Raw genomic sequence first — 13,346 nt, forward strand, 5'->3', positions numbered from 1 at the left:
TGGAGCGCCGCCTGCGAACGGGATTTCCGCCGCCCCGCCGTCAGCCGCCGGTCGCGCCGGAAGCCGGACCACGGGCGGTGCCGAGCAGCCGGTGCCCGCGCTCCGGGGTGAGCAGATCGGCCAGCACGGGGTGGGCCAGCAGCGAGACCGGCGCGACGTGGTCCGGGCTGACGGGCCGCCAGAGCCGCATCGCGTCCAGCAGGTCCGGCCAGACCTCCGCGTAGACCGCAGCACGCAGCTCGGCCGGGTCCGGCTCGGGCTCGGGCTCGGGACACTCGCCTGGCCCGGTCCAGACGTAGACGTACATCATCCCGGGCTGATCGGCCCGTACGGTCGGCTTCGGGGTCATCAGCTCGCGGCAGGCGGGCACGGCCAGCAGCCGGTCCAGCACCGCGTGCACTGCCGCGTCGAACTCCGGTGTGCCGAACCGGAGTCGGAGACCGGGTGCAGCGGCCCGGGCTTCGTACTCGGTGATCAGCGTCCGCACCGGTTCCGGCGCGTTCGCCCGCACCAGCGTCAGCAGCCACTGATCGGTGGGCCGGGCGGCCCGGCCGGGCGGCACCAGGAGCGGGAGGAGCTCCTCGGCGAAGAGCGGGTCGGTCAGCAGACCCTCCAAGCGGTGCGCGCCGTTGAGAAGGTTGTCCAGCTGCCGGGGCCAGTCCGCCCCCGCCGACAGCAGCCCCAGCTGGGCAGTCAGCACCTCCGCCCGCCGCCGGCCGAACGAGCGGGCCCGCGCGAACAGTGCGACCGCCTGCTCGGTCTCCCCCGCCAGGGCCAAGTGCCGACCGCGCTCGACCTCCGCGTCCCAGTGGTCCCGGGTCACGCCCGGCGGCTGCCGGAGTGCGTGGAAGGAGGCCCACTGACTGCGCATCAGCTCCGCGAATGAGCCGGACCTCTCCGCCCGGTCTGCGGTCCAGGTGGCGTGCCAGTAGCCGGCCCACTCGCCGTGCTCGTCCACGTCCTGCGGGTCGAGCAGCATGACGGCCAGGTCCCCTTCCAGGGACAGGCGCAGCGACCGGCCGAACACCTCGGCGTCCAGCGTTCCCTCCCACCCGTCGGCCCAGTGCCGGTCCGGGGTGTCGCTCAGCCAGTCCAGCTCCGCCGTGCCGGCCAGGCGGTACACGAAGCCGCCGGTGTCCCGCCAGCCGTCGGTGACCAGGAGGAACTGCCGCAGGGACGGCGGGAGTCGGCAGCCCAACCGGGCCTCGGCGGCGGCGACTTGGGCCTCGCTCGCCGCGCCGAAGCCGAGCCAGCCGGACCGCAGCACCTCCGGTGCGGCCGGCCGGTCGTGCTCCGGGTCGTGTGCGGCGATCCACTCCGCACTCCACAGCTCCAGGAACTCCCGCCACTGCGTCCGGTCCATCGCCCGCTCCTCCGCCCCCGCACCGATCGGTCGTCCCCACTCCAACACGCGGGTACGACACCGGCTCCGGGCGGCAGCGGTCAGGCCCGGTCGTCCACGATCAGCACCTCCAGGACGCGCGGGCCGTGCACGCCCTCCACCCGGTCCAGCTCGATGTCGCTGGTGGCGGAGGGGCCGGAGACGAAGGTCAGCGGGCGGGTCGGGTCGAGGGCGCTCAGCGCCTCCGGGACGTCGGCCAGGATCTGGCTGGCCCGCACCACGCAGAGGTGGTGGTCGGGCAGCAGGGTGAGCACCCGTCGGCCCTGGCCGAGGCCGGCGTCCAGCACGATGGTGCCGGTCAGCGCGATGGCCACGGCGGCGGTGCTGACCACGGCGTGCGCCGACTCCAACTCCGCCACACCGGGCTGCCGTTCGCCCTCCGGCGACTCGGTCTCGTCGGCCGCCCCCGGGCCCGGCCACCACCACTGGCCCGCCCCGGCCGCCGGCCCCGGGTGGATCTCGGGCGGAAAGCCCGGCGGCACCACCACCCGGGTGTGACCGTGCCCGGCCAGGGTGCGGCGGATGGTCTCGGCCGCCTCCCCCGGGGTGCAGCGCAGCACGGTGGCCCGGTAGTCGGCCACCCGCTCGGCGAACAGCTCGACCAGGTCGCCGTCGGCATGGCTGCGCCGGTAGTCGCGCGGCACCGGGACGTCCTTGGGGGTCTCGCCCGGCGGGACGTCGGCCAGTGCCGCCCGGATGCGCTCCAGGACCAGGGTCCGGCTGTCCCCGGCGCCCCCCGGGGTGCGGCTGCTGAGGGGGGCCTTCGGGGCACGCCTGCTCACGGAGCCTCCCTCGGCGCGGTTGTTCACGGAGCCTCCCGAGGCACGGCTGCTCACCGAGCCCCCCTCAGCGCGGTTGCTCACGGGGTCTCCCTCCGCGCGGCTGTTCACGGGGTCTCCCGGTTCTTGCGCCACCAGGCCCGGAAGGACTCGGCGGGCGGGACGGCGGTGTCGCGGGCGGCGGACCAGCCGCTCGCGGGCCCGGGCAGCGGGCCGATCCGGCCCTTGCGGCCGACCACCCGGCCGCCGAGGGCGGCGGCCTTCTGAGCGGCGGCGAGCCGGGCCGGGGAGGAGAGCACGGCGGTGGCCGCCTTCATGGTCAGGGCCTCGGCGGTCGGGAGCCGTCGTGTGCGGCGCTTCGCCTCGACCACCTCGGCCCGCAGGTGGGCCAGCACCTCGGGGATGTCGATCATCACCGGGCAGGCCTCGTAGCAGGCGCCGCAGAGGGTGGAGGCGAAGGGCAGCGAGGCCGCGTTCTCGACCCCGGCCAGCTGCGGGGTGAGCACCGCGCCGATCGGCCCGGGGTAGACGGACCCGTAGGCCCGGCCGCCGGTCCGCTCGTAGACCGGGCAGACGTTGAGGCAGGCCGAGCAGCGGATGCACTGGAGCGCCTGGCGGCCGACCTCGTCGGCCAGCGTGGCGGTGCGGCCGTTGTCCAGCAGCACCAGGTGGAACTCCTGCGGGCCGTCGCCGGGCGTCACCCCGGTCCAGAGCGAGGTGTAGGGGTTCATCCGCTCGCCGGTGGAGGAGCGGGGCAGCAGCTGGAGGTAGACCTCCAGGTCCTCGAAGGCCGGGACGACCTTCTCGATGCCCATCACGGTGATCAGCGTCTCGGGCAGGGTCAGGCACATCCGCCCGTTGCCCTCCGACTCGACCACCACCACCGTGCCGGTGTCCGCGCAGGCGAAGTTGGCCCCGGAGACGGCGACCTTGGCCCGGAGGAACTTCTCCCGCAGGTGCAGCCGGGCCGCCTCGGCGAGCTCGGCCGGGTCGTCCCGCAGACCCTCCGGCGCCGGCCGCCCCCAGTCGGCCATCCGCTGCTCGAAGATGTCGCGGATCTCGGCCCGGCCCCGGTGGATCGCGGGCACCAGGATGTGCGAGGGACGGTCCTCGCCCAACTGCACGATCAGCTCCGCGAGATCGGTCTCGTAGCCGGCGATCCCCTCCGCCGCCAGCGCCTCGTTCAGCCCGATCTCCTGGGTGGCCATCGACTTGACCTTGACCACCTCCCGCTCCCCGGTGGCCTTCACCAGCTCGGCGACGATCCGGTTCGCCTCCGCCGCGTCGGCGGCCCAGTGCACGACGCCCCCCGACGCCGTGACCTTCTTCTCCAACTCCTCCAGGTAGTGGTCGAGATGACGCAGTGTCCGACGCTTGATCGCCGCCCCGGCCTCCCGCAGCTGCTCCCAGTCGTCCAGCTCGCCGGTCGCCTCCAGCCGCTTCTCCCGGATGGTGGTGGTGGCCAGCCGGAGGTTGCGCCGCTGCCGGGTGTCGGCCAGCGCCTCGGCCGCCGCCGCCGGGAAGGCCGGACTGCCCAGCCAGACCAGGCCGTTGGTGTCCTTCATCAAGCCGCTCCCTCGGTACCGGTACCGGCCAGGATCTCCGCCAGGTGCAGGGTGCGGACCCCGGAGTTCAGCCGGGACAGCCCGCCGCCGATGTGCATCAGGCAGGAGTTGTCGGCGGCGCAGAGCACCTCGGCCCCGGTGTCCAGCACCCCGCGCATCTTGTCGGCGAGCATCGCCGTCGAGGTCGCGGCGTTCTTCATCGCGAAGGTGCCGCCGAAGCCGCAGCAGGAGTCCGAGCCGGGCAGGTCGACCAGCTCGATGCCCTTGACCGCCCTCAGCAGCCGCAGCGGCCGGTCACCCAGCTTGAGCCCGCGCAGCGAGTGGCAGGTGGGGTGGTAGGTGACCCGGTGCGGGAAGACCGCGCCGACGTCCTCGACGCCCAGCACCTCGGTCAGGAACTCGGTGAACTCGTGCACCCTGGGCACCACGTCGGCCACCTTGGCCCGGAGCGCGGGCGGTGCGAACTGGGCCGCCAGGCCGGGATGGTGGTCACGGACCATGCCCGCGCAGGACGCGGACGGGGTCACCACCGCCTCGTAGCCGGCGAAGGTGTCGGCGAAGCGGCGCACCAGCGGCATCGCGTCGGTGCGGTAGCCGGTGTTGAAGTGCATCTGGCCGCAGCAGGTCTGCTCCATCGGGAAGTCGACGGTGTGGCCTAGGCGTTCGAGGACCTCCACCACGGCCCGGCCGGTGCCCGGGAAGAGCGTGTCGTTGAAGCAGGTGAGGAAGAGCGCGATGCGCACGGGACCTCAACTCCCCTCGGGGTGCAGGTCGATGGGGGTCGGTACGTCGAACGGCAGCAGCCCCTCGGCGCGCAGCTCGGCCCAGAGCGCGGCCGGGAGGTGCCGGCCGTACTGGGCCAGTGCGTCGCGGGTCTGGTCGGCGGTACGCAGGCCGAGCAGCACCGAGGCGACGGCGGGGTGGCCGAGCGGGAAGCGGGCGGCAGCGGCCCGCAGCGGCACGCCGTGCCGGGCGCAGACCTCCTGGAGCCGCAGGGCCCGGCGGAGCACCTCCTCGGGCGCGGCCTGGTAGTCGTAGCTGGCGCCGGGCCTGGGGTTGGCCAGCAGGCCGGAGTTGAAAACCCCGCCGGCCACGATCGAGACGCCGCGCCGCTCAGCCTCCGGGAGCAGGTCGGCCAGGCCGGTCCGGTCCAGCAGGGTGTAGCGGCCGGCCAGCAGCACCACGTCGAGGTCGGTCTCGCGGACGAAGCGGGCGGGCAGCGCGCTCTGGTTCATGCCGACCCCGATGGCGCCCACCACGCCTTCGGCGCGCAGCCGTTCGAGCGCGGGGTAGGCCTCGGTGAGGGCCTGCTCGGCGTGGTCGTCGGGGTCGTGCAGGTAGACGATGTCGACCCGGTCCAGGCCCAGCCGGGTGAGGCTGGCCTCCAGGCTGCGCCGCACGCCGTCGGCGCTGAAGTCCCAGACCCGGCGGTGGGTGGCGGGCACCGCGAAGCCGCCGGCCGACAGGTCGTCACCGACCGGGTCGGCGACCGGCTCCAGCAGCCGGCCGACCTTGGTGGAGACGGTGTACTCGGCCCGGGGGTGCTGCCGCAACGCCTCGCCGAGGCGGCGCTCGGAGAGGCCGAGGCCGTAGTGCGGCGCGGTGTCGTAGCTGCGGATGCCACCGGCCCAGGCGGCGGCCAGCGTCTCGGCGGCATCCCGGTCGGTGATGGCGGTGAACAGGTTCCCGATCCCGGCCGCGCCGAACGAGAGCTCGCTGACCTTGACGTCCGTGCGCCCCAGGGGGTTCGTGCTGATCATGGTGCTCCTCGTGCTCACTTCGCTTCGGGGCGCAGGCGCAGCCCGGCCATGCCGCCGTCCACGGCGAGCGCGGTCCCGGTGACGGAGCCGGCCCCGGGGCCGGCCAGGTAGACGATGGCGGCGGCCACCTCGCGGGCGCTGACCAGCCGGCCGGTGGGTTGACGGGCGTTCAGCGCGGCCCGCTCCGCGTCCGGGTCGGGGGCTGCGCCGAGCAGCCGGTCGACCCACGGGGTGTCCACCGTCCCGGGGTTGACGCAGTTCACCCGGATGCCCTCGCGGACGTGGTCGGCGGCCATCGCCAGGGTCAGCGACTGCACCGCGCCCTTGCTGGCGGAGTAGAGCGCCCGCTGCGGCAGGCCGGCGGTGGCGGCGATCGAGCAGGTGTTGACCACCGAGGCGTGCGCGGAGCGGCGCAGGTGCGGCAGGGCGGCGCGGGTGGTGCGGACCACGCCGAGCACGTTGATGTCCAGCACCCGGCGCCACTGCTCGTCGTCGTTCTGCTCGACCGTCCCGGCCGCGCCGACGCCCGCGTTGTTCACCAGGATGTCCAGCCCGCCGAAGGCCGCGGCGGCGGCGTCCACCGCCTCCCGCACCGAGCGGTCGTCGGAGACGTCGGCCCACAGGCCGAGCAGCGGGCGGGCCACGCTCGCCGGTTCGAGGTCCAGCACCGCGACGTTGGCGCCGAGCTCGCTGAGCAGCTGGGCGGTGGCCAGGCCGATGCCGGAGGCTCCGCCGGTGACGACGGCGCTCAGGCCGTCCAGGTCGGTGCCGGTCATGCCTCGGACTCCGCTCCGGCGAGGTCGGCGGCCCAGAAGACGCCGTCGGGGAAGGTGTAGGTGGCGATCGACTCGGGGTGCATCTCGGCCGAGAAGCCGGGCACGGTGGGGGCCCGGTAGTGGCCGCGCTCCATCACCACCGGGTCGGTGAAGTGCTGGTGCAGGTGGTCGACGTACTCGATCACCCGGTCCTCGACCGTCCCGGACAGCGCCAGGTAGTCGAACATCGAGAGGTGCTGGACGAGTTCGCACAGGCCGACCCCGCCCGCGTGCGGGCAGACCGGCACGCCGTGCTTGGCCGCCAGCAGCAGGATCGCCAGGTTCTCGTTCACCCCGCCGACCCGGGCCGCGTCCAGCTGGAGCACGTCGATGGCACCGGCCTGGAGCAGCTGTTTGAAGACGATCCGGTTCTGCACGTGCTCGCCGGTGGCGACCTTGACCGGGCTGACGCCCCGTCGGACGGCGGCGTGGCCGAGCACGTCGTCGGGGCTGGTGGGCTCCTCGATCCAGTACGGGTCGAACTCGGCCAGTGCCTTGGTCCACTCGATCGCCTCGGGGACGTCCCAGCGCTGGTTGGCGTCGATGGCGATCCGGATGCCGGGCCCGACGGCGGCGCGGGCGGCGCGGCAGCGGCGGATGTCGTCGGCCAGGTCGGCGCCGACCTTCAGCTTGATCTGGGTGAAGCCCTCGGCCACCGCCTCCCGGGCCAGCCGGGTCAGCTTCTCGTCGGAGTAGCCCAGCCAGCCCGGCGAGGTGGTGTAGCCGGGGTAGCCGGTGGCCCGCAGCCGGGCCTCCCGCTCGGGCCGTCCCTCCCGGCCCCGGCGCAGCAGTTCGAGCGCCTCGTCCGGGGTGAGCTCCTCGGAGAGGTAGCGGAAGTCGACCTGGGAGACGAGCCACTCGGGCTCGGCGTCCGCCAGCAGCTGCCAGAGCGGCTTGCCCGCGTCCTTGGCGGCCAGGTCCCAGACGGCGTTGGTGACCGCCCCGATCGCCATGTGCATCACGCCCTTCTCCGGTCCCAGCCACCGGAGTTGGCTGTCGCCGATCAGCTCGCGGTGCAGCGCGCCCGGGTCGGCGCACAGCTCCGCGACCGAGCGGCCGAGCAGGTAGGGGCGCAGCGCGTCCAGCGCGGCGACCTGCACGTCGTTGCCCCGGCCGATGGTGAAGGTGAAGCCGTGGCCCTCGGGGCCGCCCGGATCGTCGGTGCGCAGGACCAGGTAGGCGGCCGAGTAGTCCGGGTCGGGGTTCATCGCGTCCGAGCCGTCCAGCTCGCGGGAGGTGGGGAAGCGGATGTCGTGGGTGTCGACGGAGGTGATCCGTGCGGTGGCGGTGCTCAACTCACGGCCTTTCAGGCGTTGGTGAAGGTCTGGCGCTGGCTGCCGAGGCCGTCGACGGTCAGCTCGACGGTGTCGCCGGCGCGCAGGTAGGGGGTGTCGGGCAGGCCGAGGGCGACGCCGGCCGGGGTGCCGGTGTTGATCACGTCGCCGGGGTTGAGCGCCATGTACTGGCTCAGGTACCAGACCACGTACGCCACCTCGAAGATCATGTCCTTGGTCGAACCCGCCTGCCGCTCACGGCCGTTGACGGACAGCCGGAGGGTGAGCCCCTGCGGGTCGCCGACCTCGTCGGGGGTGACCAGCCAGGGGCCGAGCGGGTTGAAGGTCGGGCAGGACTTGCCGAGGTCCCACTGCCCCGAGTACTCGAGCTGGTACTCGCGCTCGGAGACGTCGTGGCTGATCGCGTAGCCGGCGATCACGGCCGCCGCGTCCTCGGGCGTCTCCAGGTAGTGGGCCGGAGCTCCGATGACCACGGCCAGCTCCACCTCCCAGTCCGTCTTCACCGAGCCCCGGGGGATCAGCACCCCGTCGTAGGGGCCGATCACGGTGGACGGGTCCTTCATGAAGACCACCGGGCGGGCCGGGATCGGCGCCCCGGTCTCCTCGGCGTGGTCGCGGTAGTTCAGCCCGATGCAGACCACCTTGCCGGGCCGGGCGACCGGCGGGCCGATCCGGCCGCCGTCCGCGTCGGCCAGCTCGGGCAGGGTGCCCGCCGCCAGCGCGGCCCGGACGCGTTCGATGCCGCCGCCGGCCAGGAAGGCGCCGTCGATGTCGGCGGTGACCGGCCCGAGGTCCAGCGTGCGGCCGTCCTCCGTGCGGACGGCGGGGCGCTCGTCTCCGGGCGGTCCGATCCTCAGCAGCTTCACGGCATCCCCTTTCATCGGATGTCTCAACAGCTCGAACCCTACGCATCCGCAGGTCCGAACGGCAAGCATTCATCCGATGTCTGAGCCACTGCTCACATCCCAATAACCGCAAATCCTCCCAAACAGGTGAGCAGATCACCGTGAGATCCGATGAAAGGCCCGAAGGCTCCTTGTCAGCGCCCGCCGCCCCGCCTAGCCTGCTCGCAGCGGCCCGCACCCGACTCCTCCGATCACCCGGCGGAGGGGGCCGCACCGTCCGGTGCCGGCCGCCCCTGGGTGTGAGGGCTCCCAGCCGCGGCCGGCACCGATCCGACGGCCTGACGATCCGTCCGTCCGACGGCCCGTCAGGCCCCGGCCGGGGACGGCGTCAGAGCGCGGTGCTCAGCCAGCGGGTGATGCTCGCGACGTGCACCGTGGCCCAGGCCCGCGCCGTCTCCGGGTCCCCCTCCTCCAGCGCCTCCAGGATCGCGGTGTGCTCCGCCAGCGTCCGGGCCACCGCGTCCTGCTGGGTGATCCCCCGCCAGAGCCGGGCCCGGACGGTGGGGGCCGAGATGGTGTCCAGCAGCGAGCAGAGCAGCGGGATCCCGGCGGCGTCCGCGATCCGGCGGTGGAACTCCAGGTCGGAGGCGACCAGCGCCTCCACGCTCGGGTGCTCGCCCAGCCCGGTCAGCAGCTCCCGCAGTCCGGACAGCTGCTCCGGGGTGATCCGCTGCGCCGCCAGCCCGGTCGCGGCGGGCTCCAGGATGCCGCGCACCTGGAAGGCCTGGAGCACGGTGTCGTCGCGGTGGAAGTCCAGCACGAAGGAGACCGCCTCCAGCAGCGCGGCCGGCTCCAGGCTGCTGACGTAGGTGCCGTCGCCCTGGCGCACGTCCAGGATGTTCAGCAGCGACAGAGCCTTGACCGCCTCGCGCAGCGAGTTCCGCGAGAGCCCGAGCTCCGCCGCCAGGTCGGCCTCCTTGGGCAGCCGGTCCCCCGGCCGCAACGCACCGGAGACGATCATCTCCTTGATCTTCCCGATTGCCTCGTCCGTGACGGCCACCCGGCACACCCCTCGATAGATCCGATGTCTGCCCCAGTATGCCCCGCCCGCCCCCAGGAGGTCCCGTGTCCGTCTTCCGCCGCCCCCTCCCGCTCTCCGCCCTGGCCACCGCCCTCCTGCTGGCCGGCTGCACCGGCGGCGGTGACGGGTCGTCAGCCGACCGTCCGCCCCGGATCGCGGTGGACATACCTCGGAGCGACTCCGACTTCTGGACCGCCTTCGGTGCCCGGCTCGCCGACTCGGACGCCGCCGGGGGCACCGAGCTGCTGCCGGTCACCTTCTCGGACGGCGACGTGGACCGGCTGATCGACCACCTGCGGGCCTTCCGCAAGGCCGGCGCCAGGGCGGTGGTGATGGCCCCGCAGGACACCCGGGCCACCGCCGCCGATCTGGACGAGCTGGCGGCGGCCGACATCGGCGTGATCAGCGTGGACACCCGCCCCGAGTCCGGCTGGGTCTACATGGTGGTCCGGGCGGACAACCGCGCGTACGGCACCAAGGCCTGCGAGTTCCTCGGCGGCAAGCTCGGCGGCAAGGGCAGCCTGGCCCTGATCCAGGACTCCCCGGACTCGCTCAACAGCTACGAGCGCTCCCAGGCGTTCGTCCGCTGCATGCAGACCTCCTACCCCAGGATCACCGTGCACCGGATCGACACCGACGGCAGCCCCGCCAAGGCCGGCACCGCCCTCCGCGACCTGCTCACCACCGACCCCGGCCTCGACGGCGTCTACCTCCAGGGCGGCAGCCTCTTCCTGGAGCCCCTGCTGACCACCCTCCAGGCCCGCGGCAAGCTGATCCCGGCCGGCCGCCCCGGCCACCTCACCGTGGTCTCCAACGACGGCACCCCGCCCGAGCTCTCCGCCATCCGCAGCGGCCTGATCGACGCCACCGTCTCCCAACCCGTCGACCTCTACGCGCGCTTCGCCCTGTACTACGCCCAGGCCGCCGCGGCCGGCCGCCGATTCGAGCCCGGCCCCACCGACCACGGCTCCACCATCGTCGCCATCCCCAACGGCCTGGAGGACCAGCTCCCGGCCACCCTGGTGACCCGTCAGAACGCCGACGACCCGGCCCTCTGGGGCAACCGGACGCTCCGCTGACCCGGGCGTCGGCCGGGTCACCGGTCGCGGGTGGCGATCAGCTCCTCGTGGTCCGCGTCCGCGAAGCCGTACGCCGTGGCGACGAACCGGAACTCCTCGCCGATCCACTCGCGGGCCACCGTCTCGATCCCGCTGCCGACCGTCTGGAGTTCCGCGTCCAGCCGGTTGAACTCCTCGGTCGAGGCGTGCGTGAGCGCGTACAGGGCGGGCAGGCCGGACGGGCGGTCGGCCTCGATCCGCTCGCACAGCCGCAGCAGGATCTCCCGGCCCTTGTCGGCCAGGTGGCTCGGGAAGTACGCGTCCTGGTACATCTCGCGCAGGAACGCGCGCTCCGCCACCTGCTGGTTCGTGACCGGCATGACTCCGCCTCAGCGTCCGGGGATCCGACCCGCCGATCGTGCCCGGTGCCACCGACCGGACCGGGCGGGCGGTCAGACCTCCCGGGAGACGGACTCGCCCTCGGTGTCGATGTGCGGGAGCAGCCGGTCCAGCCAGGCCGGGGTCCACCAGACCGCGCGGCCGAGCAGGGTCATCACGGCGGGCACCAGGAGCAGGCGGACCACGGTGGCGTCGATCAGCACGCTCACCGCGAGGCCGACGCCCATCATCTTGATCACGATGTTGTCGCTGATCACGAAGGCGGCGAAGACGCTCACCATGATCAGCGCGGCGCAGGTGATCACCCGGGCGGTGATCTCCAGCGCGTGCGCCACCGCGCCCCGGGCGCCGTCGCCGCGCAGCCAGGCCTCGTGCACCCGGGAGAGCAGGAAGATCTCGTAGTCCATGCTCAGCCCGAAGACGATGGCGAACATCATCATCGGCACGTAGCTCTCGATCGGCACCGTGCCCGCCACCCCCAGCGCCTCCCCGCCCCAGCCCCACTGGAAGACCGCGACCAGCACGCCGTACGAGGCCCCGATCGACACCAGGTTGAGCACCGCCGCCTTCAGCGCCACCAGCGGGGCGCGGAACACCGCCAGGATGATCAGGAAGGCCAGCCCGACGACCACCGCGATGATCGGCACCAGCCGGGACGAGACGATGTCCAGGAAGTCCACCTGGGCCGCGGTGTTCCCGGTGACGTAGGTCTTCGCGCCGGTGCCGGCCACCGCGCCGGGCAGCACGGTGTCGGAGAGCCGGTCCACCAGCTCGGTGGTGGACCGGGCCTGCGGGCGGTCCTGCGGGGTGACGGTGGCGAACAGCACCTGGCCGTCGCCGCTGGTCTGCAACGGGCCGGTGCCCGCCGCGCCCTGAACGCCCGTCAGCGCCTTCTGGAGGCTGCTCTGCAGGGCGGCCCGGCCGTCGGCGGCCACCGCGCTCTGGTCCACCACCACGGTCAGCGGCCCGTTCGAGCCGGGCCCGAAGGCCGCCGACATCAGGTCGAAGGCCCGCCGGTCGGTGAAACTCGTGCGGTCCGCCCCGTCGTCGATGTGGCCGAGCTGGATGGAGAACAGCGGCACCGCCAGCAGCCCGGTGAGCAGCAGGCCGCCGACCAGGAACCACCAAGGGCGGCGGCCCACCTCGCCCGCGTAGGAGTGCCACATGCCGGTGCCCTCGGTGCCCGGCTCGACCTCCGCCACCGGCCGGCGGACCGTCAGGCGGTCCATCCGGCGGCCGATCAGGCCCATCATCGCGGGCATCAGGGTCAGCGCCCCGAGCACCGCCGACACCACCGTGACCGCCGCCGCCACGCCGAGCTTGGAGATGAAGCTGACGCCCGAGACCGAGAGGCCGGCCAGCGCGATCACCACCGTGCAGCCGGAGATCAGCACCGCCCGCCCGCTGGTCGCCACCGCGTGGCCGGCCGCGGCCTCCGGGTCCATCCCGTCCATCAGGTCCTGCCGCTGACGGGTCAGCAGGAAGAGCGCGTAGTCGATGCCCACGCCGAGCCCGATCATGGTGGCCAGGGTCGGCGCCACGGTGGCGAAGGTGGTCAGCGAGGCCAGCAGCCCGAGCAGGCCGAGCCCGGCCACCGCCGCGATCAGCGCCGTCACCAGCGGCAGCCCGGCGGCGATCACGCTGCCGAAGCCGACCAGCAGCACCACCACCGCGACCGCGAAGCCGACCAGTTCGCTGCTCCGGTCGTCCGCCCCGGGCCGGGCCAGCTCGCCGAGCGGGCCGCCGTACTCCACCTGCACCCCGGCCGCCCGCAGCGGCGCGACCGCACCGTCCACCCCGTCCAGGTAGTCGTCCCCGAGCGTGGTGGGGTTGGTGTCGAAACGGACCGTCAGGTAGCCGGTGGTGCCGTCCGCCGAGAGCGAGGGCGGGGCGGGCTGGCCCGGCGCGGGCAGCGGGCTCTGCACCGCGATCACGTGCGGCAGCCCGCCGAGCGCCGTGACGGCCTGGCTCACCTGGGCCTGGAAGGCCGTCAGCGGCTGACCGTCGTGCAGCACCACCTGGCCGGCCGTGCCGCCGGCCGCCGGTTCGTGCGCCTGGAGGACGTCGCGGCCCTGCTGGGCCTGGGTGCCGGGCAGGGAGAAGTCGTCCGAGTAGGCGCCGCCGACCGCCCGGTTGGCGATCTGGGCCCCCGCCAGGGCGAGCAGCCAGAGCACGATCACCACCACGAAGTGGCGGGCGCACCACCGCCCGGTCCGCTGGAGCCACCCCTGCCGGGGACGGGCACCGGCCGTGCCGGTCTGCTGCCGCGACGAGGACATTCCGCTGCTCCCGGGGACCGGGGCCGGCCACCCGGCCGGCCGCACGACCGCCGGCCATCCCACCCTGG

The 13,346-nt window shown here is 73.8% G+C and carries 12 protein-coding genes; 1 reads left to right on the forward strand and 11 read right to left on the reverse strand.

Features of this window, described 5'->3' with window-relative positions; translation table 11 throughout:
- Positions 1-40: 40 nt before the first annotated feature.
- The 9 genes from ACIRBX_RS26895 to ACIRBX_RS26935 all read right to left on the reverse strand — a co-directional run bounded on the left by ACIRBX_RS26895 (position 41) and on the right by ACIRBX_RS26935 (position 9,521).
- On the reverse strand, positions 41-1,363 hold the full coding sequence (locus tag ACIRBX_RS26895; RefSeq protein WP_402300265.1) for an SMI1/KNR4 family protein: 1,323 nt from the start codon (positions 1,361-1,363) through the stop codon (positions 41-43).
- Between the two features lie 80 nt (positions 1,364-1,443).
- The gene (locus ACIRBX_RS26900) at positions 1,444-2,184 is read right to left on the reverse strand and encodes a lactate utilization protein C (protein WP_402300268.1); all 741 of its coding nucleotides are present in this window, start codon (positions 2,182-2,184) and stop codon (positions 1,444-1,446) included.
- 104 nt (positions 2,185-2,288) lie between these two features.
- Entirely contained in the window at positions 2,289-3,746 is a 1,458-nt protein-coding gene (locus ACIRBX_RS26905; protein WP_402300271.1) for a LutB/LldF family L-lactate oxidation iron-sulfur protein, read from the reverse strand.
- On the reverse strand, positions 3,746-4,489 hold the full coding sequence (locus tag ACIRBX_RS26910; protein WP_402300274.1) for a (Fe-S)-binding protein: 744 nt from the start codon (positions 4,487-4,489) through the stop codon (positions 3,746-3,748). The genes ACIRBX_RS26905 and ACIRBX_RS26910 overlap by 1 nt, the downstream gene beginning before the upstream one ends.
- 6 nt (positions 4,490-4,495) lie before the next feature.
- Entirely contained in the window at positions 4,496-5,503 is a 1,008-nt protein-coding gene (locus tag ACIRBX_RS26915; protein WP_402300371.1) for an aldo/keto reductase, read from the reverse strand.
- A gap of 17 nt (positions 5,504-5,520) precedes the next feature.
- Positions 5,521-6,282: an SDR family NAD(P)-dependent oxidoreductase gene (locus ACIRBX_RS26920; protein ID WP_402300277.1), complete on the reverse strand. Its 762-nt coding sequence runs from the start codon at positions 6,280-6,282 to the stop codon at positions 5,521-5,523.
- Positions 6,279-7,616 carry an enolase C-terminal domain-like protein gene (locus ACIRBX_RS26925; protein ID WP_402300279.1) on the reverse strand — a complete coding sequence of 446 codons (1,338 nt, stop codon included), beginning with the start codon at positions 7,614-7,616 and terminating at the stop codon, positions 6,279-6,281. The genes ACIRBX_RS26920 and ACIRBX_RS26925 overlap by 4 nt, the downstream gene beginning before the upstream one ends.
- A gap of 11 nt (positions 7,617-7,627) precedes the next feature.
- A complete protein-coding gene (locus tag ACIRBX_RS26930) occupies positions 7,628-8,482 on the reverse strand; it encodes a fumarylacetoacetate hydrolase family protein (protein WP_402300281.1) in 855 nt (284 codons plus the stop codon).
- A gap of 367 nt (positions 8,483-8,849) precedes the next feature.
- Positions 8,850-9,521 carry a FadR/GntR family transcriptional regulator gene (locus ACIRBX_RS26935; protein ID WP_402300284.1) on the reverse strand — a complete coding sequence of 224 codons (672 nt, stop codon included), beginning with the start codon at positions 9,519-9,521 and terminating at the stop codon, positions 8,850-8,852.
- Positions 9,522-9,586: 65 nt separating this feature from the next.
- Between ACIRBX_RS26935 and ACIRBX_RS26940 the strand changes: the two genes are divergently transcribed.
- Positions 9,587-10,621 carry a sugar ABC transporter substrate-binding protein gene (locus ACIRBX_RS26940; RefSeq protein WP_402300285.1) on the forward strand — a complete coding sequence of 345 codons (1,035 nt, stop codon included), beginning with the start codon at positions 9,587-9,589 and terminating at the stop codon, positions 10,619-10,621.
- Between the two features lie 17 nt (positions 10,622-10,638).
- Here the strand turns inward: ACIRBX_RS26940 and ACIRBX_RS26945 are convergent, their stop codons facing one another.
- Together ACIRBX_RS26945 and ACIRBX_RS26950 are read right to left on the reverse strand one after the other, a co-directional pair.
- Complete coding sequence (locus ACIRBX_RS26945) at positions 10,639-10,980, reverse strand: DUF5713 family protein (RefSeq protein WP_402300288.1); 342 nt, start codon at positions 10,978-10,980, stop codon at positions 10,639-10,641.
- Positions 10,981-11,052: 72 nt separating this feature from the next.
- Positions 11,053-13,278: an MMPL family transporter gene (locus tag ACIRBX_RS26950; RefSeq protein WP_402300289.1), complete on the reverse strand. Its 2,226-nt coding sequence runs from the start codon at positions 13,276-13,278 to the stop codon at positions 11,053-11,055.
- Positions 13,279-13,346: the final 68 nt, after the last annotated feature.

Source organism: Kitasatospora sp. NPDC096147, from assembly GCF_044763225.1.
Classification (GTDB): domain Bacteria; phylum Actinomycetota; class Actinomycetes; order Streptomycetales; family Streptomycetaceae; genus Kitasatospora.

What these genes read in the sequence shown, in the direction of transcription:
- ACIRBX_RS26895 (WP_402300265.1), bottom strand. Translation starts at nt 1,363, where the DNA reads ATGGACCGGACGCAGTGGCGGGAGTTCCTGGAGCTGTGGAGTGCGGAG.
- ACIRBX_RS26905 (WP_402300271.1), bottom strand. Translation starts at nt 3,746, where the DNA reads ATGAAGGACACCAACGGCCTGGTCTGGCTGGGCAGTCCGGCCTTCCCG.
- ACIRBX_RS26920 (WP_402300277.1), bottom strand. Translation starts at nt 6,282, where the DNA reads ATGACCGGCACCGACCTGGACGGCCTGAGCGCCGTCGTCACCGGCGGA.
- ACIRBX_RS26945 (WP_402300288.1), bottom strand. Translation starts at nt 10,980, where the DNA reads ATGCCGGTCACGAACCAGCAGGTGGCGGAGCGCGCGTTCCTGCGCGAG.
- ACIRBX_RS26950 (WP_402300289.1), bottom strand. Translation starts at nt 13,278, where the DNA reads ATGTCCTCGTCGCGGCAGCAGACCGGCACGGCCGGTGCCCGTCCCCGG.